This window comes from Pseudomonas asplenii (assembly GCF_001293465.1).
GTDB classification, from domain to species: Bacteria; Pseudomonadota; Gammaproteobacteria; order Pseudomonadales; family Pseudomonadaceae; genus Aquipseudomonas; species Aquipseudomonas fuscovaginae_B.
The window spans coordinates 59,136-81,575 of the sequence record NZ_JSYZ01000001.1 but is presented as its reverse complement, the minus strand read 5'-3'; the positions used below and the strand labels follow the sequence as shown (position 1 = coordinate 81,575).

Annotated in this window: 22 protein-coding genes; 19 read left to right on the top strand and 3 right to left on the bottom strand. The window is 62.9% G+C overall.

The window, feature by feature from the left end:
• Positions 1-35 precede the first annotated feature (35 nt).
• Positions 36-350: an MGMT family protein gene (locus PF66_RS00410; protein WP_054061767.1), complete on the bottom strand. Its 315-nt coding sequence runs from the start codon at positions 348-350 to the stop codon at positions 36-38.
• Positions 351-548: 198 nt separating this feature from the next.
• On the opposite strand from PF66_RS00410, the gene PF66_RS00405 reads away from it, so the two are divergent.
• From PF66_RS00405 to PF66_RS00360, 10 genes are all read left to right on the top strand, one after another.
• Positions 549-1,556, top strand: a complete 1,008-nt coding sequence (locus tag PF66_RS00405) for a DUF481 domain-containing protein (protein ID WP_054061629.1) — start codon at positions 549-551, stop codon at positions 1,554-1,556.
• Between the two features lie 197 nt (positions 1,557-1,753).
• Complete coding sequence (locus PF66_RS00400; protein WP_054061628.1) at positions 1,754-2,485, top strand: HugZ family protein; 732 nt, start codon at positions 1,754-1,756, stop codon at positions 2,483-2,485.
• A gap of 65 nt (positions 2,486-2,550) precedes the next feature.
• Entirely contained in the window at positions 2,551-3,024 is a 474-nt protein-coding gene (locus PF66_RS00395) for an FxsA family protein (RefSeq protein WP_054061627.1), read from the top strand.
• Positions 3,025-3,282: 258 nt separating this feature from the next.
• On the top strand, positions 3,283-3,576 hold the full coding sequence (locus PF66_RS00390) for a co-chaperone GroES (RefSeq protein WP_010448650.1): 294 nt from the start codon (positions 3,283-3,285) through the stop codon (positions 3,574-3,576).
• Between the two features lie 50 nt (positions 3,577-3,626).
• Entirely contained in the window at positions 3,627-5,273 is a 1,647-nt protein-coding gene (gene groL / locus PF66_RS00385; RefSeq protein WP_054057579.1) for a chaperonin GroEL, read from the top strand.
• A gap of 238 nt (positions 5,274-5,511) precedes the next feature.
• Positions 5,512-6,195: a two-component system response regulator ColR gene (colR, locus tag PF66_RS00380; protein ID WP_054057578.1), complete on the top strand. Its 684-nt coding sequence runs from the start codon at positions 5,512-5,514 to the stop codon at positions 6,193-6,195.
• On the top strand, positions 6,185-7,465 hold the full coding sequence (locus tag PF66_RS00375; protein WP_054061626.1) for a sensor histidine kinase: 1,281 nt from the start codon (positions 6,185-6,187) through the stop codon (positions 7,463-7,465). The genes colR and PF66_RS00375 overlap by 11 nt, the downstream gene beginning before the upstream one ends.
• A gap of 194 nt (positions 7,466-7,659) precedes the next feature.
• Positions 7,660-8,340: a class I SAM-dependent methyltransferase gene (locus tag PF66_RS00370; protein WP_054061625.1), complete on the top strand. Its 681-nt coding sequence runs from the start codon at positions 7,660-7,662 to the stop codon at positions 8,338-8,340.
• 4 nt (positions 8,341-8,344) lie between these two features.
• Positions 8,345-9,061 (top strand): lipopolysaccharide kinase InaA family protein, encoded by a 717-nt coding sequence (locus tag PF66_RS00365; protein ID WP_054057575.1) that lies wholly within the window; start codon positions 8,345-8,347, stop codon positions 9,059-9,061.
• Positions 9,061-9,288: a hypothetical protein gene (locus PF66_RS00360; protein WP_054057574.1), complete on the top strand. Its 228-nt coding sequence runs from the start codon at positions 9,061-9,063 to the stop codon at positions 9,286-9,288. The genes PF66_RS00365 and PF66_RS00360 overlap by 1 nt, the downstream gene beginning before the upstream one ends.
• A 71-nt stretch (positions 9,289-9,359) precedes the next feature.
• Here PF66_RS00360 and gap read toward each other — a convergent pair whose 3' ends face one another.
• Entirely contained in the window at positions 9,360-10,361 is a 1,002-nt protein-coding gene (gene gap / locus PF66_RS00355) for a type I glyceraldehyde-3-phosphate dehydrogenase (RefSeq protein WP_054057573.1), read from the bottom strand.
• Positions 10,362-10,573: 212 nt separating this feature from the next.
• On the opposite strand from gap, the gene edd reads away from it, so the two are divergent.
• From edd to PF66_RS00335, 4 genes are all read left to right on the top strand, one after another.
• Positions 10,574-12,400 (top strand): phosphogluconate dehydratase, encoded by a 1,827-nt coding sequence (gene edd, locus PF66_RS00350; RefSeq protein ID WP_054061624.1) that lies wholly within the window; start codon positions 10,574-10,576, stop codon positions 12,398-12,400.
• Entirely contained in the window at positions 12,397-13,356 is a 960-nt protein-coding gene (locus PF66_RS00345) for a glucokinase (protein ID WP_054057571.1), read from the top strand. The genes edd and PF66_RS00345 overlap by 4 nt, the downstream gene beginning before the upstream one ends.
• 189 nt (positions 13,357-13,545) lie before the next feature.
• Complete coding sequence (locus PF66_RS00340) at positions 13,546-14,277, top strand: response regulator (RefSeq protein ID WP_054057570.1); 732 nt, start codon at positions 13,546-13,548, stop codon at positions 14,275-14,277.
• Positions 14,267-15,727 carry a sensor histidine kinase gene (locus PF66_RS00335; protein WP_054057569.1) on the top strand — a complete coding sequence of 487 codons (1,461 nt, stop codon included), beginning with the start codon at positions 14,267-14,269 and terminating at the stop codon, positions 15,725-15,727. The genes PF66_RS00340 and PF66_RS00335 overlap by 11 nt, the downstream gene beginning before the upstream one ends.
• Here PF66_RS00335 and PF66_RS00330 read toward each other — a convergent pair.
• Positions 15,696-16,337 carry an AP2 domain-containing protein gene (locus PF66_RS00330; protein WP_054061623.1) on the bottom strand — a complete coding sequence of 214 codons (642 nt, stop codon included), beginning with the start codon at positions 16,335-16,337 and terminating at the stop codon, positions 15,696-15,698. The genes PF66_RS00335 and PF66_RS00330 overlap by 32 nt on opposite strands.
• 342 nt (positions 16,338-16,679) lie before the next feature.
• Here PF66_RS00330 and PF66_RS00325 point away from each other — a divergent pair, with 342 nt between their 5' ends.
• From PF66_RS00325 to PF66_RS00305, 5 genes are all read left to right on the top strand, one after another.
• Complete coding sequence (locus tag PF66_RS00325; RefSeq protein WP_054061622.1) at positions 16,680-17,948, top strand: AGE family epimerase/isomerase; 1,269 nt, start codon at positions 16,680-16,682, stop codon at positions 17,946-17,948.
• Between the two features lie 125 nt (positions 17,949-18,073).
• Positions 18,074-19,360 (top strand): ABC transporter substrate-binding protein, encoded by a 1,287-nt coding sequence (locus PF66_RS00320; RefSeq protein WP_054057567.1) that lies wholly within the window; start codon positions 18,074-18,076, stop codon positions 19,358-19,360.
• Positions 19,361-19,515: 155 nt separating this feature from the next.
• Complete coding sequence (locus tag PF66_RS00315) at positions 19,516-20,424, top strand: carbohydrate ABC transporter permease (protein ID WP_026145004.1); 909 nt, start codon at positions 19,516-19,518, stop codon at positions 20,422-20,424.
• Positions 20,417-21,262, top strand: a complete 846-nt coding sequence (locus tag PF66_RS00310) for a carbohydrate ABC transporter permease (protein WP_054057566.1) — start codon at positions 20,417-20,419, stop codon at positions 21,260-21,262. Before PF66_RS00315 ends, PF66_RS00310 begins: the two co-directional genes overlap by 8 nt.
• A gap of 2 nt (positions 21,263-21,264) precedes the next feature.
• Positions 21,265-22,422: an ABC transporter ATP-binding protein gene (locus tag PF66_RS00305; protein WP_054061621.1), complete on the top strand. Its 1,158-nt coding sequence runs from the start codon at positions 21,265-21,267 to the stop codon at positions 22,420-22,422.
• The last annotated feature ends 18 nt before the right edge of the window (positions 22,423-22,440 follow it).

Sequence of the window (22,440 nt, the reverse complement as noted above, 5' to 3'; positions counted from 1 at the left end):
TCTGCCTCAGGGTTGACGGAAACAAAGCGCGCACTCTAACCGCTGTGCTCTATCGGGCGCCAGCCATGGCGCCTGATATCGACACGATTGTTCAGGACGCTGATGCCCTCGGTGCGCAGCCGGGCGCGCTGCTCGTCGCCGGACGGGCTGCCGGCCGGCAGGCTGATCCGACCGCCGGCACCGAGGACCCGGTGCCAGGGCAGGCGGGTATCGGCCGGCAGTTGGCTCAGGGTGCGTCCGACCCAGCGGGCGGCGCGGCCGAGTCCCGCCAGCTCGGCGAGCTGGCCGTAGGTGACCACCTTGCCCTCCGGCACCTGGTCCAGGGTCAGGTAAAGGGCGGTACGGCGCATCTGCGCGGGGCTTTCGCTGGCGGCTTCTTCGCTCACGCGTTCATTCCTGTAGCAATTCTTACCTTTTATGTAGGTATTTTCTGAATTATTGAGAGTGATTACTGAACTCGCTAGTTGATGCCCGGTCAGTCCTTGTTCAGGCGGCATCCAACGCGATAATGCCGGTTTTTTCTTGCAAACCCGAGTCCAGTGTTACCCATGTTGTCCAGAACCCTGTTGTGCCTTGCTGTTTTCAGCGCCTCCACGCCCTTGCTGGCCGATACCGTCTGGTTGAAGAACGGTGATCGCCTGAGCGGCAAGATCAAGCTGTTCGACGGTGGCAAGCTGGTGGTCCAGACCACCTATGCCGGCACCGTGTCGCTGGACTGGTCCCAGGTCAAGACCCTGGAAAGCGACCAGGAACTGCTGGTCAAGCAGGATGCCTACAGCGGCGAGAAGGCCAAGTCACTGCAGGCGGCCGATGCCGGCAAGGTGACCCTGGCCAATGGCGAGGCGCCGAAAACCGTCGAGCTGGCGAGCATCCAGCAGATCGTCAAGCCCAAGCCGCTGATCGAGGACATGGTCTGGAAAGGCAATGTCGACGTGGCCATGGACTACAAGCGTGCGGAAAAGGACACCGACGACTACGACATCGACTTCAAGACCACCGCCCGCCATGGGGCCTGGCGCCATCATGCCGAAGGCGAGTACAACCGCGAGTTCCAGGACCGTGTGGTGACCACCGACAACTGGGGCGTCGAGTACGCACTCGACCGCTTCCTCACCGATAAGTGGTTCTGGCAGGGGCGGCTGACCTACAAGCGCGACCGGGTCGAGGACCTGTCGCGCCAGCGCACCATCGGTACCGGTCCCGGCTATCAGTTCTGGGATGACGAACTGGGAGCCTTTTCCCTCGGTTCGCTGCTCAACAACACCCACTACGAATATGCCGATGGCGAGAAGAAGAACTTCTATTCACTGGGCATGAAGTGGGACTACAACCGTTACCTGGTCGGCAAGACCATCGAGCTGTTCACCAATGGCGAGGTCGGTCGGCCGCTGAGCGGTCCTTCGAAGTATTCCCTCGATGCCCAGCTCGGGTTGCGCTACAAGGTCACCGAGTGGGCCTCGCTGAACCTCAAGGCTGAACGCGACATTATCAATGGCGACGATGAAAGCAGCCTGAACAAGACCCGCTACACCGTCGGTTTCGGCGTGGCCTGGTAGGTTCGTCCCTGCGGCGTCCGGCCAGTCGCCTGCCACTGGCAAGCGCCGCGGATAATGATTACCTTGTCATTGAGTTGCATTCGCATGCTCCGCCATCCATGCGCAGCGTATGCAGTAACCAGTCAGAGCCGGCCCGGGGTGGATCCATCCCGGGCCTCTCGTCCGTCGGTGACGGATTCTAGATGAGGAGTCATTAGGTGAGCGTTGAAGTAGCCAAGAGTGCGCGCGAATTGTTGCTCAAGGAGTACCGGGGCGTGCTGTCGACGCATTCCAAGGCCATGCCCGGCTTCCCGTTCGGCTCCGTGGTGCCCTATTGCCTGGATGACCAGGGGCGCCCACTGATTCTCATCAGCCGTATCGCCCAGCACACCCACAATTTGCAGAAGGACCCGAAGTGTTCGCTGCTGGTGGGTGAGCGTGAGGCCGAGGATGTCCAGGCGGTCGGTCGCCTGACCTGCCTGGCCCAGGCGCAGAAGCTGACCGAGGCGGATGCCATCGACGCCGCCGCCGAGCGCTACTACCGCTACTTCCCGGACTCGCGGAACTACCACAAGGCCCATGATTTCGATTTCTGGGTGCTCGAGCCGGTCCGTCATCGCTATATCGGCGGTTTCGGCGCGATCCACTGGCTGGATCAGGTGACCCTGGCCAACCCGTTCGCCGGCAAGGCCGAAGCGAGCATGGTCGAACACATGAACAGCGATCACGCCAAGGCCATCGCCCACTATGTGGCGTTGGCCGGGCTGCCCAGTCGCGAGCCGGCGCAACTGGTGGGAATCGACACCGAGGGCATGCACCTGCGCATTGGCCAGGGGCTGTACTGGCTGGGCTTTGAAACACCTTGCAATACGCCCACCGAGGTCCGCGAAGCCCTGGTTTCCCTGGCCCGCGCCGAGCACTGGCCGAAAAAGCAGGCCGTCGAGGGTTGAATTCACGGGTTATCGACGGCATCTGAGAGTAACTGGAAGGACTTCTTCCGAAGAGGACTTATTCGATGCGCGCTTTTCTTTTGCTCTTTCTACTGTTTCCAGTGTTGGAGCTGTACGTATTTTTCCAGGTCAGCACGGCGATCGGGTTCTTCCCGGCGCTGGCGCTGATTATCCTCGGCTCGGCGATCGGCGTGCTGGTATTGCGGGTGGCTGGCCTGACCACCGCCTTGCGCGCCCGTGAGAGCCTGAATCGTGGCGAGTTGCCGGCACAGACCATGCTCGAGGGGTTGATGCTGGCCCTGGGCGGCGGCCTGCTGCTTTTGCCCGGTTTCATCAGTGACGTGTTCGGCCTGCTGTTGCTGCTGCCGATGACCCGCCGCCTGGCGGCCGGGCGGATGCGTCGGCGGGCCGAGGAGCAGGCCCAGCGCCAGCGCGCCTTCGCCGATGACCTGTATGCCCGTGGCCAGCCGGGTAGTGCGCCGGCCAACAGTCGCCAGCCGCAGGTGATCGAGGGCGAGTTCGAGCACCGTGACTCCTGAATGCTGCGCTGTACCCGCACACGGCACCTTCGGGTGCCGTGTGCATTTTGGTCGTTCAGCGACCGTGTAAAAAAAATCGTCAGTCACCCTTGTAATCGATTTTGGTGCCCCTATGTAACGGTCACCGCAAGGTTTTGGCGAAAATCGCCAGACAGTCTTCCACGGTTCGCTCGTCGAGCCGTAACCGGCAACGCCGGATTCGTTAACCGGCCGGTACAGATTCCGGTCGCTGAAAATCATAATTAGGAGAGATCGACAATGAAGCTTCGTCCTCTGCATGACCGCGTCGTCATTCGTCGCAGCGAAGAAGAAAAGAAAACCGCCGGCGGTATCGTGCTGCCAGGTTCGGCTGCCGAGAAAGCCAACCACGGTGAAGTTCTCGCTGTAGGTGCTGGCCGTGTGCTGGACAACGGTGAAGTGCGTGCGCTGTCTGTGAAGGTGGGTGACAAGGTCGTATTCGGCCCGTACTCCGGTAGCAACACTGTGAAAGTAGACGGCGAAGACCTGCTGGTAATGAGCGAGAACGAAATCCTCGCCGTTATCGAAGGCTGATTCCCCGCTCATTCTTCCCGTTACTACAAAGTATTTAAGGAAAAACGATCATGGCTGCTAAAGAAGTTAAATTCGGCGACTCCGCCCGCAAGAAAATGCTGACTGGCGTTAACGTTCTGGCTGACGCGGTAAAAGCGACCCTGGGCCCGAAAGGCCGTAACGTGATCATCGAGAAGAGCTTCGGCGCTCCGACCATCACCAAGGACGGCGTTTCCGTCGCCAAGGAAATCGAGCTGGAAGACCGCTTCGAGAACATGGGCGCGCAACTGGTCAAGGACGTTGCTTCCCGTGCCAACGATGACGCTGGCGACGGTACCACCACCGCCACCGTTCTGGCTCAGTCGATCGTCAACGAAGGCCTGAAGGCCGTTGCCGCCGGCATGAACCCGATGGACCTCAAGCGCGGTATCGACAAGGCCACCGTGGCCATCGTCAAGGAACTGAAGGCGATGTCCAAGCCATGCGCCGACACCAAGGCGATCGCCCAGGTCGGTACCATCTCCGCCAACTCCGACAGCTCCATCGGTGACATCATCGCCGAAGCCATGGAAAAAGTCGGCAAGGAAGGCGTGATCACCGTTGAAGAAGGCTCGGGCCTGGAAAACGAACTGTCGGTCGTAGAAGGCATGCAGTTCGATCGTGGCTACCTGTCCCCTTACTTCGTCAACAAGCCGGACACCATGACTGCCGAGCTGGACAGCCCGCTGATCCTGCTGGTCGACAAGAAGATCTCCAACATCCGCGAAATGCTGCCCGTGCTGGAAGCCGTTGCCAAAGCCGGCCGCCCACTGCTGATCGTGGCTGAGGACGTCGAAGGCGAAGCCCTGGCGACCCTGGTCGTGAACAACATGCGCGGTATCGTCAAGGTGGCGGCCGTCAAGGCGCCTGGCTTCGGCGACCGTCGCAAGGCCATGCTGCAGGACATCGCCGTTCTGACCGGCGGTACCGTCATCTCCGAAGAGATCGGCCTGAGCCTGGAAAGCACCACCCTGGAGCACCTGGGCAGCGCCAAGCGCGTGACCCTGTCCAAGGAAAACACCATCATCGTCGACGGTGTCGGCGGGCAGGGCGATATCGAAGCGCGCATCGCCCAGATCCGTGCCCAGGTTGCCGAAACTTCCTCCGACTACGATCGTGAAAAACTGCAGGAGCGTCTGGCCAAGCTGTCCGGCGGCGTTGCAGTGATCAAGGTTGGCGCCGGCTCCGAAGTCGAAATGAAAGAGAAGAAGGCCCGCGTTGAAGATGCCCTGCACGCTACCCGTGCAGCCGTCGAGGAAGGCGTGGTTCCTGGCGGTGGCGTGGCGCTGATCCGTGCCCTGCAGGCCATCAGCGAGCTGAAGGGCGACAACGCCGATCAGGACGTGGGTATCGCTGTACTGCGTCGTGCCGTTGAAGCACCGCTGCGTCAGATCTCCGCCAACAGCGGTGACGAGCCAAGCGTCGTGGTCAACGAAGTCAAGAACGGCAAGGGTAACTTCGGTTACAACGCTGCCAGCGGCCAATACGGCGACATGATCGAAATGGGTATCCTGGACCCAACCAAGGTCACCCGTTCGGCTCTGCAGGCTGCATCCTCCATCGGCGGTCTGATCCTGACCACCGAAGCTGCGATCGCCGAAGCACCGAAGAAAGACGCTCCAGCCGCTGGCGGCATGCCAGACATGGGCGGCATGGGCGGTATGGGCGGCATGATGTAAGCCACCCGGCTCCCGTATGAAAAAGCCCCGCCTGGTGCGGGGCTTTTTCATGCCTGCGATTTGCCTGCCGAACCGACGGCAAGGCATCGGCGGTGATCGATTTTGCCCGTGGTGTCGTGCCTGTCTCGTGAACCACGGGTGAAAAAACCATTAAATCTTCCTGCCCTAGCCGTGGGCGGAGCTACACCGTAAGCTGCGCGAGCCAAGACGCTCGTTACCGCGCACGGAGAGAGTACCCATGCGAATTCTACTGGTTGAAGACAACCGCGATATCCTCGCCAACCTGGCCGACTACCTGGGGCTTAAAGGCTACACCGTCGACTGCGCGCAGGACGGCTTGTCGGGCCTGCACCTGGCCGCCACCGAGCACTATGACCTGATCGTGCTCGACATCATGCTGCCGGGGATCGACGGCTTTACCCTCTGCAAGCGGTTGCGCGAGGATGCCCGGCGCGACACGCCGGTGATCATGCTGACCGCCCGTGACCAGCTCGATGACCGCCTGCAGGGTTTCAAATCCGGTGCCGACGACTACCTGCTCAAGCCTTTCGCGCTGTCCGAACTGGCCGCGCGGATCGAGGCCGTCCTGCGCCGTGCCCAGGGTGGTGGGCGGCGGGCCCTGCAGGTCAGCGACCTGAGCTATGACCTCGATACCCTCGAGGTGACGCGCCAGGGCCGTCTGCTCAAGCTCAACCCGGTAGGATTGAAGCTGCTGGCGGTATTGATGCAGAAGAGCCCGCATGTATTGCGCCGGGAGGTGCTGGAGGAGGCGCTGTGGGGCGATGACTGCCCGGACAGCGACAGCCTGCGCAGCCATGTCCACCAGTTGCGCCAGGTGATCGACAAGCCATTCGACAAGCCGCTGCTGCACACCGTGCACGGTGTCGGCTACCGCCTGGCCGAGGGCCGCGATGGAGTTTAAGCAGAGTCTGGCCCAGCGCATCATCATCGCCTTCGCCCTGATGAGTGCGCTGGTGGCAGGCACTTTCGCCATGGGGATCGTGGCCACGGTCCACCTGGTCGAGGAGAAACTGATCTCCGCCGGATTGGGCGGCGATCTGCAGCGCCTGCTGCTGATGGACAACGTCAGCGACTGGAGCCACCGGCCCGAACCCGACCAGTTGTTCTATTACAGCGGTGGCAAGGGCGATTTCGAACTGCCCAAGGATCTGCGACACCTCGAACCGGGCTTCCATGAAGTGTTTCGCGAACAACTGTCCTATCACGCGATGGTCGAGGTGGTCGACGGTCGCCGCTACGTGCTCCTGCAGGACCAGAGTGATTTCGAGGAGCGCGAGCGGGTGCTGTTCGCCGTGGTACTGGTGGGCTTTGTCCTGGCGCTGGTGCTGGCGGTCTTCCTCGGCTGGATCCTGGCGCGGCGGGTAATGGCGCCGGTGGTACGGCTGGCCCGCCAGGTACGCCATCGCGACCAGTTGCTCGGTTTTGCACCGCCTCTGGCGCCGGACTACGCGGCCGACGAAGTCGGCGAGCTGGCGGTGGCCTTCGATGCGACCCTGGGCCGCCTGCGCGATGCGCTGACTCGCGAGCGCCTGTTCACCAGTGATGTCAGCCATGAGCTGCGTACGCCGCTGATGGTGCTGGCCACCTCCTGCGAGCTGCTCCTGGAAAACCCGGCGCTCGACCCGCGTGGACGCAACCAGGTCGAGCGGATCGCCCGCGCCAGCGAGGAGATGCGCGAGCTGGTACAGACCTTCCTGATGCTCGCCCGGGCGCAGCGGGAAGATGCCAGCATGTCTCCGCAGGTTTCACTGAGTCTGGTGGCCGAGGACCTGATCGGCCTGTGGCGCACCCCGATCGAGGAGAAGGGGCTGACGTTGATCTTCGAGCCGGGCTCGCCGTTGAATACGCGCTATAACGCCACATTCCTGCATGCGGTGATGGGCAATCTGTTACGTAATGCCCTGCACTATACGGAGCAGGGTTTCATTCGGCTGACGCTGGAACCCGAGGGGTTCGTGGTCGAAGACACGGGCGTCGGGATTCCCGAGGAGAAGCGCGAAGCCATGTTCCAGCCGTTCGTGCGGGGCGATGAAAAGCGTGGCGAAGGATTGGGGCTGGGTCTGTCGCTGGTGCAGCGGATCTGCGAGAACCAGGGGTGGCATGTCAGCCTGACGACCATGGAGCCCAATGGTTGCCGCTTCCAGGTCGACCTGGCGCGCTCCAGCTCCTGAAGCCGTCCCTCCGTGCCCCGCGCCGCTGGGGCACAAACTGCCACGGGGTTTACGACTGTGGCCCCCTGCTATTATTGTTGACCTGTAAAAATTTGTAATGGTTTGCCCTGGACGGTACGAATTTTTCACGAGGGAACGACCTGTAGCTGACGCGTGCCTGCCTAACCTCTGGCCGTCACTTACAGGAGACGGTTATGAGTTCCCCGGTAAAACTTGAATTTTCCGACAAGTACGACGAGCAGCACGCTCAGGAATATTTGCACAAGCATCAGAACGGCTTGTGGCGACGGTTGTCCCACCTGCGTGACGAGCAATTGGCTCGTCATGCCCTGGCGCTGGCGGGTGAGCCGGGCCTGGTGCTCGACCTGCCCTGCGGTGCCGGGCGTTTCTGGCCCTTGCTGGCACGGAAGCCGAACCGCGTGATCATCGGCGCGGACAATTCCGCGCCGATGCTGGAAACCGCGCTCAAGGCGCAACCGGCGAATGTGGTCAGCCGGATACGCCCGCTGCAGACCTCGGCATTCGATATCGACTTGCCGGAGAACTCGGTGGACAGCATTTTCTGCATGCGTCTGCTACACCATATCGGTGAGTCGGCCCATCGGCTGGCGTTGCTCAAAGAGTTTTATCGGGTAACCCGTGACAGCGTGATCGTTTCATTGTGGGTGGACGGCAATTTCAAGGCCTGGCGCCGCAAGCGCCTGGAGCGCAGGCGGGAGGCCGCGGCGCAGCCGTCCAGCTACCGGAATCGTTTTGTATTGCCGGCCGCGCAGGTCGAAGAAGAGTTCAGGCGCGTGGGTTTTCGCGTCCAGCAACACCTGGATTTTTTCCCTTTTTACGCCATGTGGCGGGTCTATATCTTACGCAAGAGGTAGCAGGATGACCGTTGAGTACGCTTCGTATACCGCACAGACCACCACGGATCGTTTCGAGCACTTCTGGACGCGCAAGGGCGAGTGGGTCGAAGAACCCAACCGGCGTCGCGGAGGCGAAAGTGGGGTCCAGCGCGTGACGGGCAGCAGCGGTCGGCTGTTGTACGTGAAGCGTCAGGTGGGGCATATCTATCGCAGCCTGCTGCACCCCTTCGGTCGTCCGACCGTCCTGCGTGAGCAGGCGGCGCTGAACAACCTGCGCATGCTCGACGTCGGTGTCCCCGAACTGGTGTTCTGTGGGGCGCGCCGCGGTCCCGAAGGCCAATGGCAGGCCCTGCTGGTGACCGCCGCCCTGGATGGGTTCATCGAAATCGAGCAATGGTATGCCCAGGGTGGGCGTGAACGGCATGGCGAGGTGTTGCACGATCGCCTGCTCCAGGAACTGGCCGGTACGCTGGCGCGCATGCACCGTGGCCGCTGGCAGCATGGCTGCCTGTATATCAAGCACGTGTTTGTCCGGGTCGTGGGCGAGGGCGAGTCGGCCAGTGTCGAGGTGGCCCTGCTGGACTTCGAGAAAGCCCGCCAGCGCTTGAGCCGTCGCCGGGCAGCGCAGCACGACATGAAGCAACTGCGGCGCCATTCGTCGTGGAATGAAGCGGACTGGGAGCGGCTGAACTACTTTTACAGTATGGCGTTCGGCAGCACCATCAAAGGCTTACGGTGATGAAGTTAGAATTGGCTAGAGGTTTGTTTCTGATCGGGGCATTGGCTATCGCTTCCCTGGCGCTGGTGGTCTGGGAGCAGCCGCGACCGCAGGTCCTCAGCATGACCCAGAGCGCTGAGCGTTGTCCCCTGCCACGAGTGGCCAAGGCCAGTGTGAGTGTCAAGCCCGATCATGACCTGTTGCTGCTCATGTTCGGTCTTTCACAGGGCTTGAAACCGCAAAGTTGAACCCCCACCCTCCCCGAAAGCCTCGCGATTGACGAGGCTTTTTCTTCTGGCCGACTAAACCGGCTGTGCTGTCATTCCGCGTTGCACAGCGCCAGGCAGTTATCCAGCATGCGGTTGGAGAAGCCCCACTCATTGTCATACCAGGCCAGGACCTTGAGCAGCTTGCCACTGGCCTTGGTGTGGTTGGCGTCGAAAATCGACGACAGCGGATTGTGGTTGAAGTCGCTGGAGACCAGCGGCAGGGCGTTGTAGCCGAGAATCTTCGAATGCCGGCTGGCTTCCTTGAACAGCGCGTTGATCTCGTCGGCGCTGGCTTCGCGCTTGAGTTGCACAGTCAGGTCGACCAGCGACACGTTGATCACCGGCACGCGTACGGCCATGCCGGTCAACTTGCCGGCCAGGGTCGGCAGCACCAGGCCGACGGCTTCGGCCGCGCCGGTCTTGCTCGGGATCATGTTCTGGGTCGCCGAGCGGGCGCGGTACGGGTCGGTATGGTAGACGTCGGTCAGGTTCTGGTCATTGGTGTAGGCATGGATGGTGGTCATCAGGCCACTTTCGATGCCCAGTTCGCGATGCAGCACCTGGGCCACCGGGGCCAGGCAGTTGGTGGTGCACGAGGCGTTGGAGATGATCTCGTGGGACTGGCGCAGGATATCGTGGTTGACGCCATACACCACGGTGGCGTCGGCACCCTTGGCCGGAGCGGAGATGATCACCTTGCGGGCGCCGGCGCTGATGTGCGCGGCAGCCTTGGCGCGGTCGGTGAACAGGCCGGTGCATTCGAACACCACGTCGATCCTTTCGGCGGCCCAGGGCAGTTCGGCCGGGTTGCGGATCGCGCTGACCGCGATGCGGTCGCCGTTGACTGTCAGGCTTTCGTTGTCATGTTCCACGCTGGCATCGAAAGTGCCGTGGACGGTGTCGTACTTGAGCAGGTGGGCATTGATCGAGCTGTCGCCCAGGTCATTGATGGCGACGACCTGCAGGTCCTGACGGTAACCTTGGGTATAGAGTGCGCGCAGGACGTTGCGGCCGATACGGCCAAATCCGTTGATTGCGATTCTTAGCGTCATGGGAAAAGCGCCTGTCGTAATTTTGTTGTTGGAATTACAAGATTATTCGCATAGAAATAGAAAACAAGCCTTTTTAGTGGCAATATTTTGTTTTATCTACAACGAGTGACCTGAATCAACGGGTCCGGATGAACGAAAAGCCCCGCCAGCCGAGGCCTTCGCTCACCTCAGGACGCACAGGTCGCCCTATCCGTTAGCCTGGAGTTCTACACATGCATCCCCGCGTTCTTGAGGTCACCGAACGGCTTATCGCCCGCAGCCGCGCCACCCGCGAGGCGTACCTGGCTCTGATTCGTGGTGCCGCCAGCGACGGTCCCGTGCGCGGCAAGCTGCAGTGCGCGAACTTCGCCCATGGCGTCGCCGGCTGCGGCAGCCAGGACAAGGAAACCCTGCGGATGATGAACGCTGCCAACGTGGCAATTGTTTCGTCATATAACGACATGCTTTCCGCGCACCAACCCTATGAGACCTACCCGCAACAGCTCAAGCAGGCCCTGCGCGAGATCGGATCGGTCGGCCAGTTCGCCGGCGGCGTGCCCGCCATGTGCGATGGCGTGACCCAGGGCGAGCCGGGCATGGAACTGGGGATCGCCAGTCGCGAAGTGATCGCGATGTCCACGGCGGTCGCGCTGTCGCACAACATGTTCGATGCGGCGCTGATGCTCGGTATCTGCGACAAGATCGTGCCGGGCCTGATGATGGGCTCGCTACGCTTCGGCCATCTGCCGACCATCTTCGTGCCGGGCGGGCCGATGGTCTCGGGCATTTCCAACAAGCAGAAGGCCGATGTCCGCCAGCGCTACGCCGAAGGCAAGGCCAGCCGCGAGGAGTTGCTGGAGTCGGAGATGAAGTCCTACCACAGCCCCGGCACCTGCACCTTCTACGGCACCGCCAACACCAACCAGTTGCTGATGGAGGTCATGGGCCTGCACCTGCCGGGGGCGTCCTTCGTCAACCCGAACACGCCGCTGCGTGACGCGCTGACCCGCGAGGCGGCGTTCCAGGTGGCGCGCATGACCAAACAGAGCGGCAACTTCATGCCGATCGGCGAGATCGTCGACGAGCGGGCGCTGGTCAACTCCATCGTCGCCCTGCACGCCACCGGCGGCTCGACCAATCACACCCTGCACATGCCGGCCATCGCCCGCGCCGCGGGAATCCACCTGACCTGGCAGGACATGGCCGACCTTTCCGAGGTGGTGCCGACCCTGGCCCACGTCTATCCGAACGGCAAGGCCGACATCAACCACTTCCAGGCTGCGGGCGGCATGTCGTTCCTGATCCGTGAACTGCTCGAGGCCGGCCTGCTGCATGAGGACGTCAATACCGTGGCCGGTCGTGGCCTGAGCCTCTACACCCGCGAGCCATTCCTGCAGGACGGCGAACTGGTCTGGCGCGAAGGGCCGATCGAGAGCCTCGATGAAAATATCCTGCGTCCGGTGGCCCGTGCGTTCTCGCCCGAAGGTGGCCTGCGGGTGATGGAAGGCAACCTCGGCCGTGGCGTGATGAAGGTTTCCGCGGTGGCGCCGGAGCACCAGGTCGTCGAAGCGCCGGCGCTGGTGTTCCAGGACCAGCAGGACCTGGCCGATGCGTTCAAGGCCGGCCAGCTGGAGAAGGACTTCGTGGCGGTGATGCGCTTCCAGGGCCCGCGTTCCAACGGTATGCCGGAACTGCACAAGATGACCCCGTTCCTCGGTGTGCTGCAGGACCGTGGCTTCAAGGTCGCGCTGGTGACCGATGGCCGCATGTCCGGTGCCTCGGGCAAGATTCCGGCGGCGATCCATGTCTGCCCCGAGGCCCATGTCGGCGGCGCGCTGGCACGGGTACGCGACGGTGATGTGATCCGCGTCGACGGGGTGACGGGCACGCTCAAGGTGCTGGTCGATGACACCGAATTCGCCGCGCGCGAGCCGGCAGTCGGTCTGCTGGGTAATAATGTCGGCTGTGGCCGCGAACTGTTCGGCTTCATGCGTATGGCCTTCAGCTCGGCGGAGCAGGGGGCCAGTGCCTTCACTTCGGCCCTGGAGAGCCTTGAATGAAATTGGCCCTGGTTGGCGATATCGGCGGTACCAACGCCCGTTTCGCCCTGTGGAAAGATAACGGCCTGGACTCGGTCAAGGTGCTGGCGACTGCCGACCACGCCTGCCCCGAGGACGCCATCAGGGTCTACCTGAGTGGCCTGGGGCTGCAACCTGGCGCCATTGGCGCGGTGTGCCTGTCGGTGGCGGGGCCGGTGAGCGGCGATGAATTCCGCTTCACCAACAATCACTGGCGCCTGAGCCGCGAGGCGTTCTGCGCGACCCTTCAGGTCGACCAGTTGCTGCTGGTCAACGACTTCTCGGCCATGGCCCTGGGCATGACCCGCCTCGAACCCGGTGACTTCCGTGTGGTCTGCGAAGGGACTGCGGAACCGCGGCGGCCGGCGGTGGTGATCGGTCCGGGCACCGGTCTCGGGGTCGGCACCCTGCTGGATCTTGGCAACGGCGGTTTCATGGCCTTGCCGGGGGAAGGCGGGCATGTCGACCTGCCCCTGAGCAGCCCGCGGGAAACCCAGCTGTGGCGGCACATTCATGACGAAATCGGCCACGTCAGTGCCGAGACCGCCCTCAGTGGTGGTGGCCTGCCGCGCGTCTACCGGGCGATCTGCGCGGTGGATGGACATGAGCCGGTGCTGGAGACACCGGAGGCGATCACCGCTGCCGGCCTGGCCGGGGACCCGGTGGCCCAGGAAGTGCTGGAGCAATTCAGCTGCTGGCTCGGGCGGGTGGCGGGCAACAACGTGCTGACCACGGGGGGGCGCGGTGGTGTCTATATCGTTGGTGGTGTGATTCCGCGGTTTGCCGATTTCTTCATCAAGAGTGGCTTCGCCAAAAGCTTTGCCGACAAGGGCTGCATGAGCGACTACTTCAAGGGTATTCCGGTGTGGCTGGTGACGGCGCCGTATTCCGGCTTGATCGGGGCGGGGGTGGCCCTGCAGCAGGCGCTTTGCGGCTGATTCGGCGTGGATCTCTTCGCGGGCAAGCCCGGCTCCTACAGGCACAGCGGTGATTTCAAACTCACCGCAATCCTGTAGGAGCTGGGCTTGCCCGCGAATGGGTCCTCAAGGACAACACATCTTCACGGCTTAATCGATTGAGGCATAATCCGCGTTTCGGTCCTAACCACAACAACAGGGACATCCACCGTGAGCGCAGTCAGTAAGTCCATTCTCCTGGTCGACGACGATCAGGAAATCCGTGAACTGCTGGACACCTACCTCAGTCGTGCCGGTTTCCAGGTGCGTACGGTCGGTGATGGCGCCGGTTTTCGCCAGGCGTTCAACGAAGCTCCCGGCGACCTGGTCATTCTCGACGTGATGCTGCCCGACGAGGACGGTTTCAGTCTCTGCCGCTGGATCCGGCAGCACCCGCGTCAGGCCCATGTGCCGATCATCATGCTGACCGCCAGTTCCGACGAGGCCGACCGGGTGATCGGGCTGGAACTGGGCGCCGACGATTACCTGGGCAAGCCCTTCAGCCCCCGTGAACTGCAGGCGCGAATCAAGGCCCTGCTGCGCCGTGCCCAGTTCGGCCAGGAGCGCGCCGGCAGCGAGGTGCTGGCTTTCGACGAGTGGCGGCTGGACACGGTCAGCCACCGGCTGTTTCACATCGATGGTGAAGAGGTCATTCTCTCCGGCGCCGATTTCGCCCTGCTCAAGCTGTTTCTCGACCATCCCCAGGAAATCCTCGACCGTGACACCATCGGCAACGCCACCCGCGGGCGTGACCTGATGCCCCTCGACCGTATCGTCGACATGGCCGTCAGCCGCTTGCGCCAGCGCCTGCGCGACACCGGGAAACCACCGCGACTGATCCGCACCGTGCGCGGCAGCGGTTACCAACTGGCCGCCCACGTCACGGCCGCCAATGTTCTCTGAACTGCGCCAGCGCCTGCCGGTGCCGCGTTCGCTGCTCGGAAGGATGCTGCTGCTGACATTGCTCGCGGTGTTGCTGGCCCAGGCGCTGTCCAGCGTCATCTGGCTTTCGCAACTGCGTGCCACCCAACTCGAAGGGCTGGTCACCAGTGCCCGCAGCCTGGCCCACTCGATGACTGCCAGCGTCAGCTACCTGCGCTCGTTGCCCCTGGCCTATCGGCCGCTGGTGCTCGACCAGTTGCGCAGCATGGGGGGGACGCGCTTCGTCGTGACCCTCAACGACAAGCCGCTGGACATGCAACTGCTCGGCCCGACCCCGCGCAAGACCGCGGTGCTCGAGGCGGTCCATGAGGTGCTGCGCCAGTCCCTGGGCAACGACGTGGATATCACGGTGAATTTCGTCAGCCCCGACAATCTGCGGATCTTCAACGGCGGCCTGAAACTCGATGAACTGCCTCGTTCGTGGGCCCACTACGCCCTGACCCTGGAGCCGGTGAACCCGCCGGTGCTGGTGACGCAGATCCAGATGTCGCCCGGCGAATGGCTTTATATCGCCTCGCTGTTGCCCGAACCCTACACCAGCCTGGAGGAGGAGGGGCTGCCGGCCCAGCAGGTCTGGTTCATCCTGCTCACCAGCGGGTTCCTGCTGCTGTTCATCGGCCTGCTGGTGCACTGGCAGAGCCGGCCGCTCAAGCGCCTGGCCCGTGCCGCGCGGGACATGTCGCTGGGAGCCGAAGAGGTGCGGCCGGTGCTTGCCGGCGGTGGCAGCGAGGTGATGGAGGTCGGGCGTGCGCTCAATACCATGCGTGAGCGCATCAGCCGCTACCTGACCGAACGCAGCCAGCTGTTCAGCGCGATTTCCCACGACCTGCGCACGCCCATCACCCGTCTGCGGCTGCGGGTCGAGTTGCTCGAGGATGAGCAGATGCAGTTGAAGTTCGGGCGCGATCTCGATGAGCTGGAGATGCTGGTCAAGGGGGCGCTGCAATGCGTGAAGGACACCGACATCCACGAGAATATCGAGGCGGTGGACCTCAACCAGGCGCTCGATACCCTGGTCGAATGCTACCTCTCGCCTACCGGCAATGGTCTGGTCAGCCTCGAAGGCCGTGCGCTTGCCACCTACCCGGGCAAGCCGCTGGCCTTGCGCCGCTGCATGGGCAACCTGATCGACAATGCCCTCAAGTATGGCGAGCGGGCGCACCTGCACATCGAGGACGATGACAGTGCGTTCATCCTGCATGTCGACGACGAAGGTCCCGGGGTTCCCGAGCAGCGCCTGGAACAGGTGTTCGAGCCGCATTTCCGCCTGTCCGGCCAGCAGCCGGGTTATGGCCTGGGCCTGGGTATCGCCCGCAACATCGCCCACAGCCATGGCGGCGAAGTGAGCCTGCAGAACCTGCGCGAAGGCGGCCTGCGGGTTACTTTGTTCCTGCCGCGAAATGCCGACTGATCGACAGCGAGGCCTGCTCCGGGGTGATGACCAGTTGTGCCGGGTCGCCCGACAATTGGCTGTCGGCTGAGGTGCGGCGCCCCCGGGCCTGGCCGATGGCCGCCTGGATCCGGTGTTCGCGCACGCGGGCGTTGGTCTGGCTGAAATGCTGCTGCAGGATCTTCATGGCCTGTTCGTAGGGCTCTTCGCAAAGCGCCAGTTGCCGTTGCCGCTCGTTCAGCGCCAGGCGCTTGGCCTGTTCCTCGCCATAGCGTTCGACGCTGAAGCTGCGGTTCAGGTTGTAGCCATGGATCCGCGTGCTGGCCCGCCAGTAGCCGATGTTGTTGGTCTCGATCCGCATCACCCCCGGATGACCGCTGGTGTTGTTCGGCAGCAGGCGCTGGCGGCTCTCGTAGGTCAGCGCGGCCGGCATCTTCAGCACCAGTGCGTTGCGGCACGACTCGGCGGCCAGCCGCGCCGGCTCTTCGCCACCGTACTCCTCGAACGTGAATATTTCGCTCAGCAGCTTGCCGCCCCGCCGCACTTCCTCCTTCCAGGCGTACTGCCGGTTGCTCTGGCGCAATGGAAAGATGCAGCACTGGCGTGCCAGGCGTGGATTGTCGTTGACCATGGGGAGTGCCTCCTTAACGGGTGTCGGCTTTTCATGGGGCATGTCAGGGATGACGGATGGCGAGATTCGCTCAGGCAAAGTCGAGCTTCAATGTGGGAAAAGGCTTTAGGGATAGCTCCTACAGAGAAAAGGGAAGCGGCCTAATCGGCATTTTTCCTACTTTGCGTCATGAAAGAACCTTACAGGCATCGCGTTGCAGAGCCCGCGAATTGTCACCGGTTGGTGACATTCTCGTCAGCCTTCGTTACCTGTCGTCACCAGGCCGCTGGTTAGAATCCTCGGCACGACAGGCGCGCGACCTGCCCCTGAACAAGCTCCTGAATAACAAGAACGGTGAAGCGCATGACAGGCGACAGCCTTGAATTTTCGTTCGGCAGCTGGCTGAACGCACCTGCCCACAGTGCCTGGTTGATGGACGAAGGACGGCGCCTGCTGGCGTTCGCCAGGGCCGCCAGGCTCGATGAAGGATTCGGCAATCTCGACGGCCAGGGGCGCCTGCCGGCCCACGCCATGGCCGAGACCATGAATACCGCCCGCATGACCCACTGTTTTGCCATGGCCCATGTCCAGGGCATTCCCGGCTCCCTGCCGCTGGTTGAGCACGGTGTCGCCGCGCTCTGGGGGCCGCTGCGCGATGCGACCTTCGGTGGCTGGTACGCGGTACCGGAACATCGCGATGGCAACAGTGGCAAGGCCGCCTACCTGCATGCCTTCGTCGCGCTCGCCGCCAGTTCGGCGGTGGTCGCCGGCAGCCCGCAGGCCCCGGCCCTGCTGGCCGAGGCGATCCGGGTGATCGACACGCATTTCTGGAGTGAGGAGGAGGGCGCACTGCGCGAGTCCTTCGCCCGCGACTGGAGCAACGAGGAAGCCTATCGCGGCGCCAACAGCAACATGCACGGCACCGAGGCCTTCCTCGCCCTGGCCGACGTGACGGGCGACAGTCGCTGGCTGGACCGCGCCCTGCGGATCGTCGAGCGACTGATCCACCGGCAGGCGGCGGACAACGGTTTTGCGGTCATCGAACACTTCGACCGGCATTGGCAGCCGTTGCGCGAGTACAACCGGGACAATCAGGCGGACGGTTTCCGCCCCTACGGCACCACCCCGGGACACGCCTTCGAGTGGTCGCGGCTGCTGCTGCATCTTGAAGCGGCCCGCCGCGCAGCCGGGCTGGCAACCCCAGACTGGCTGCTGGAGGACGCCCGTGGACTGTTCGCCGCCGCCTGTCGCCATGCCTGGGCGGCGGATGGCCGGCCGGGGGTGGTCTATACCCTGGACTGGGACAACCGCCCGGTGGTCAGCGAGCGCCTGCACTGGGTGCACTGCGAGGCCAGCGCGACCGCGGCGGCCCTGCTGCGGCGTACGGGAGAGCAGCAGTACGAAACCTGGTACCGACGTTTCTGGGACTTCAACGAGCTGCATTTCATCGACCGGCAGTATGGCAGCTGGCATCACGAACTGGACGATCACAACCGGCCCAGCGCGCGGATCTGGGGTGGCAAGCCCGACCTCTATCACGCCTACCAGGCACTCCTGTTACCCTGCCTGCCGTTGGCGCCAAGCCTGGCAAGCGCTCTGGCCCGGCACTTTGCGTCGAAAACCGCGGTCTGACTCATGTAACCAGACGGTGACATTTGCGCGTCCCTTCGTTACCTGCGAGGGCACTCGCCTTTACTAGAATCCGATGCAGCGCAAGCACCAGACTTGCATGCATAACAACAAGAAAGGTACTTCAGATGAATTCGATTTCTCGCCTCGCCGCAATGATTTCCCTCGCCTCGTTGTTCCCCCTCAGTGCACTGGCTGCCGACTCCAAAGGGAGTGTGGAAGTGGTTCACTGGTGGACGTCCGGTGGGGAAAAAGCGGCTGTCGATGTGCTCAAGGCCCAGGTCGAAAAAGACGGCTTCACCTGGAAGGACGGGGCTGTCGCCGGCGGTGGCGGTGCCACGGCCATGACCGTGCTGAAAAGCCGTGCCGTAGCCGGCAACCCGCCTGGCGTCGCGCAGATCAAGGGGCCCGACATTCAGGAGTGGGCCTCCACCGGGCTGCTCGACACCGACGTCCTCAAGGACGTGGCCAAGGAAGAGAAGTGGGACAGCCTGCTCGACAAGAAAGTCTCCGATACCGTGAAGTACGACGGTGACTACGTCGCCGTGCCGGTGAACATCCACCGCGTCAACTGGCTGTGGATCAACCCCGAGGTCTTCAAGAAGGCCGGCATCGCCAAGGCGCCGACCACGCTCCAGGAATTCTACGCAGCCGGCGACAAGCTCAAGGCGGCGGGTTTCATCCCATTGGCCCACGGTGGCCAGCCTTGGCAGGACAGCACCGTGTTCGAAGCGGTGGTGCTCTCGGTGATGGGGGTCGATGGCTACAAGAAAGCCCTGGTCGACCTGGACAACGCTGCCCTGACCGGTCCTGAAATGGTCAAGGCCCTGACCGAGCTGAAGAAAGTCGCGACCTACATGGACGTCGACGGCAAGGGCCAGGACTGGAACCTGGAAGCGGCCAAGGTCATCAACGGCAAGGCCGGCATGCAGATCATGGGTGACTGGGCCAAGAGCGAATGGACCGCGGCCAAGAAAGTCGCCGGCAAGGACTACGAGTGCGTAGCCTTCCCGGGTACCGACAAGGCCTTCACCTACAACATCGACTCCCTGGCGGTGTTCAAGCAGAAGGACAAGGGCACCGCGGCCGGCCAGCAGGACATCGCCAAGGTGGTGCTGGGCGAAAACTTCCAGAAGGTCTTCAGCATCAACAAGGGTTCGATCCCGGTGCGCAACGACATGCTGGGCGACATGGCCAAGTATGGCTTCGACTCCTGCGCGCAGACCGCTGCCAAGGACTTCCTGGCCGATGCCAAGACCGGCGGCCTGCAGCCGAGCATGGCGCACAACATGGCGACCACGCTGGCTGTTCAGGGCGCGTTCTTTGATGTGGTGACCAACTACATCAACGACCCGAAAGCCGACCCGGCCGACGCGGCGAAGAAGCTCGGCGCGGCGGTCAAGTCCGCCAAGTAACCCGTAGGCAAGCCCTCCCCGTAGGAGCGCGGCTTGCCCGCGAAAGCGGTCTGTCAGCCTGTTCATCCGTTGACTGATACACCGCTTTCGCGGGCAAGCCACGCTCCTACAGGGGGCGCTGAAGCAGTTCCTTTTTTCCTGTAGTGGATTTTCCCATGAGCTCTGTTGCTGTGTTCAGCAAGGCCTCGCCGTTCGATTTCCTGCAGCGCTGGCTACCCAAACTGGTGCTGGCGCCGAGCATGTTCATCGTGCTGGTGGGCTTCTACGGCTACATCCTGTGGACGTTCGTGCTGTCGTTCACCAACTCGACTTTCCTGCCGACCTACAAGTGGGTCGGCCTGGCGCAATACGCGCGGTTGTTCGACAACGACCGCTGGTGGGTGGCGAGCAAGAACCTGGCGCTGTTCGGCGGCCTGTTCATCGCCATCACCCTGGCGATCGGCGTGATGCTGGCGGTGTTCCTCGACCAGCGGATCCGTCGCGAAGGCTTCATCCGTACCATCTACCTGTACCCGATGGCGTTGTCGATGATCGTCACCGGTACCGCCTGGAAATGGCTGCTCAACCCGGGCATGGGCCTGGACAAGCTGCTGCGTGACTGGGGCTGGGAAGGCTTCCGCCTGGACTGGCTGATCGACCCCGATCGCGTCGTCTACTGCCTGGTGATCGCCGCGGTCTGGCAGGCCTCGGGCTTCATCATGGCGATGTTCCTCGCCGGCCTGCGTGGCGTCGACCAGTCGATCATCCGTGCCGCCCAGATCGATGGCGCGAGCATGCCGAAGATCTACTGGAAGGTGGTGCTGCCCAGCCTGCGCCCGGTGTTCTTCAGTGCGGTGATGATCCTGGCGCATATCGCGATCAAGAGCTTCGACCTGGTGGCGGCGATGACCGCGGGCGGTCCCGGCTACTCGTCCGACCTGCCGGCGATGTTCATGTACTCCTTCACCTTCAGTCGCGGCCAGATGGGCATGGGTTCGGCCAGTGCGATTCTGATGCTCGGTGCGATTCTCGCGATCATCGTGCCTTACCTGTACTCCGAGCTTAGGACCAAGCGTCATGACTAGTCTCACCGACAAACCTTCCATCAGCCTGAGCCGCATCGCCATCCACGCGGTCCTGATCATCGCCGTGCTGCTGTACCTGGTGCCGCTGGTGGTGATGCTGCTGACCAGCTTCAAGTCGCCGGACGACATCAGCACCGGCAACCTGCTGAGCTGGCCGACGGTGTTTACCGACATCGGCTGGATCAAGGCCTGGGCCACGGTCAACGGCTACTTCTGGAACTCGATCAAGATCACCGTTCCGGCGGTGCTGATCTCCACCGCCATCGGTGCGCTGAACGGCTACGTGCTGTCGATGTGGCGCTTTCGCGGTTCGCAGCTGTTCTTCGGGCTGCTGCTGTTCGGCTGCTTCCTGCCGTTCCAGACCGTGCTGCTGCCGGCCTCTTTCACCCTCGGCAAGATGGGCCTGGCCAGCACCACCACCGGCCTGGTGTTCGTGCACGTGGTCTATGGCCTGGCCTTCACCACGCTGTTCTTCCGCAACTACTACGTGAGCATCCCCGATGCGCTGGTCAAGGCGGCACGCCTGGATGGCGCGGGGTTCTTCACCATCTTCCGGCGGATCATCCTGCCGATGTCGACCCCGATCATCATGGTCTGCCTGATCTGGCAGTTCACCCAGATCTGGAACGACTTCCTGTTCGGCGTGGTGTTCTCCAGCGGTGATTCGCAACCGATCACCGTGGCGCTGAACAACCTGGTCAACACCAGCACCGGGGTCAAGGAATACAACGTGGACATGGCGGCGGCGATGATCGCCGGGCTGCCGACGCTGCTGGTCTATGTGGTCGCAGGCAAGTATTTCGTGCGCGGGCTGACGGCCGGCGCAGTCAAGGGGTAATCATGGCAACGCTCGAACTTCGCAACGTAAACAAGACCTATGGCGCCGGCCTGCCGGACACCCTGAAGAACATCGAACTGTCGATCAAGGACGGTGAGTTCCTGATCCTCGTCGGCCCTTCGGGTTGCGGCAAGTCGACCCTGATGAACTGCATCGCCGGCCTGGAGAACATCACCGGCGGCGCGATCATGATCGGCGACCAGGACGTCAGTGGCATGAGCCCCAAGGATCGCGACATCGCCATGGTGTTCCAGTCCTATGCGCTGTACCCGACCATGAGCGTGCGCGAAAACATCGAATTCGGCCTGAAGATCCGCAAGATGAGCCAGTCGGCCATCGACGAGGAAGTCGCCCGGGTCGCCAAGCTGCTGCAGATCGAACACCTGCTCAACCGCAAGCCGGGCCAGCTCTCCGGTGGACAGCAGCAGCGCGTGGCGATGGGCCGGGCGCTGGCGCGGCGGCCGAAGATCTACCTGTTCGACGAACCGCTGTCGAACCTCGATGCCAAGCTGCGGGTCGAGATGCGCACCGAAATGAAACTGATGCACCAGCGCCTGAAGACCACCACGGTCTACGTCACCCACGACCAGATCGAGGCGATGACCCTGGGCGACAAGGTGGCGGTGATGAAGGACGGCATCATCCAGCAGTTCGGTACGCCGAAAGAGATCTACAACGACCCGGCCAACCAGTTCGTCGCCAGCTTCATCGGTTCGCCGCCGATGAACTTCATTCCGCTGCGCCTGCAGCGCAAGGACGGTCGCCTGGTGGCGCTGCTCGACAGTGGCCAGGCGCGCTGCGAACTGCCGCTGAACACCAGCCAGGCCGGCCTTGAGGATCGTGAAGTGGTACTGGGCCTGCGCCCCGAGCAGATCCTGCTGGCCAATGGCGATGCCGATCTGCCGAGCATCCGCGCCGAGGTACAGGTCACCGAGCCGACCGGCCCGGACACCCTGGTGTTCGTCACCCTCAACGACAGCAAGGTCTGCTGCCGCCTGGCGCCGGATGTGGCGCCGCAGGTGGGCGAGACCCTGACCCTGCAGTTCGACCCGGCCAAGGTGTTGCTGTTCGACGCCGCGACCGGCGAGCGCCTGGGCCAGGTGGTGCAGTCCCGGCCCCAGGCCAGTGGCGACAATGTGGCGCAATTCAAGGGCCGCTGAATTCAGGGCGGGCGGCTT

Coding starts and splice junctions, on each gene's coding strand:
- PF66_RS00410 (WP_054061767.1), bottom strand. CDS start 350: ATGCGCCGTACCGCCCTTTACCTGACCCTGGACCAGGTGCCGGAGGGC.
- PF66_RS00405 (WP_054061629.1), top strand. CDS start 549: ATGTTGTCCAGAACCCTGTTGTGCCTTGCTGTTTTCAGCGCCTCCACG.
- PF66_RS00395 (WP_054061627.1), top strand. CDS start 2,551: ATGCGCGCTTTTCTTTTGCTCTTTCTACTGTTTCCAGTGTTGGAGCTG.
- PF66_RS00390 (WP_010448650.1), top strand. CDS start 3,283: ATGAAGCTTCGTCCTCTGCATGACCGCGTCGTCATTCGTCGCAGCGAA.
- groL (WP_054057579.1), top strand. CDS start 3,627: ATGGCTGCTAAAGAAGTTAAATTCGGCGACTCCGCCCGCAAGAAAATG.
- colR (WP_054057578.1), top strand. CDS start 5,512: ATGCGAATTCTACTGGTTGAAGACAACCGCGATATCCTCGCCAACCTG.
- PF66_RS00375 (WP_054061626.1), top strand. CDS start 6,185: ATGGAGTTTAAGCAGAGTCTGGCCCAGCGCATCATCATCGCCTTCGCC.
- PF66_RS00370 (WP_054061625.1), top strand. CDS start 7,660: ATGAGTTCCCCGGTAAAACTTGAATTTTCCGACAAGTACGACGAGCAG.
- PF66_RS00365 (WP_054057575.1), top strand. CDS start 8,345: ATGACCGTTGAGTACGCTTCGTATACCGCACAGACCACCACGGATCGT.
- PF66_RS00360 (WP_054057574.1), top strand. CDS start 9,061: ATGAAGTTAGAATTGGCTAGAGGTTTGTTTCTGATCGGGGCATTGGCT.
- gap (WP_054057573.1), bottom strand. CDS start 10,361: ATGACGCTAAGAATCGCAATCAACGGATTTGGCCGTATCGGCCGCAAC.
- edd (WP_054061624.1), top strand. CDS start 10,574: ATGCATCCCCGCGTTCTTGAGGTCACCGAACGGCTTATCGCCCGCAGC.
- PF66_RS00345 (WP_054057571.1), top strand. CDS start 12,397: ATGAAATTGGCCCTGGTTGGCGATATCGGCGGTACCAACGCCCGTTTC.
- PF66_RS00335 (WP_054057569.1), top strand. CDS start 14,267: ATGTTCTCTGAACTGCGCCAGCGCCTGCCGGTGCCGCGTTCGCTGCTC.
- PF66_RS00330 (WP_054061623.1), bottom strand. CDS start 16,337: ATGGTCAACGACAATCCACGCCTGGCACGCCAGTGCTGCATCTTTCCA.
- PF66_RS00325 (WP_054061622.1), top strand. CDS start 16,680: ATGACAGGCGACAGCCTTGAATTTTCGTTCGGCAGCTGGCTGAACGCA.
- PF66_RS00320 (WP_054057567.1), top strand. CDS start 18,074: ATGAATTCGATTTCTCGCCTCGCCGCAATGATTTCCCTCGCCTCGTTG.
- PF66_RS00315 (WP_026145004.1), top strand. CDS start 19,516: ATGAGCTCTGTTGCTGTGTTCAGCAAGGCCTCGCCGTTCGATTTCCTG.
- PF66_RS00310 (WP_054057566.1), top strand. CDS start 20,417: ATGACTAGTCTCACCGACAAACCTTCCATCAGCCTGAGCCGCATCGCC.
- PF66_RS00305 (WP_054061621.1), top strand. CDS start 21,265: ATGGCAACGCTCGAACTTCGCAACGTAAACAAGACCTATGGCGCCGGC.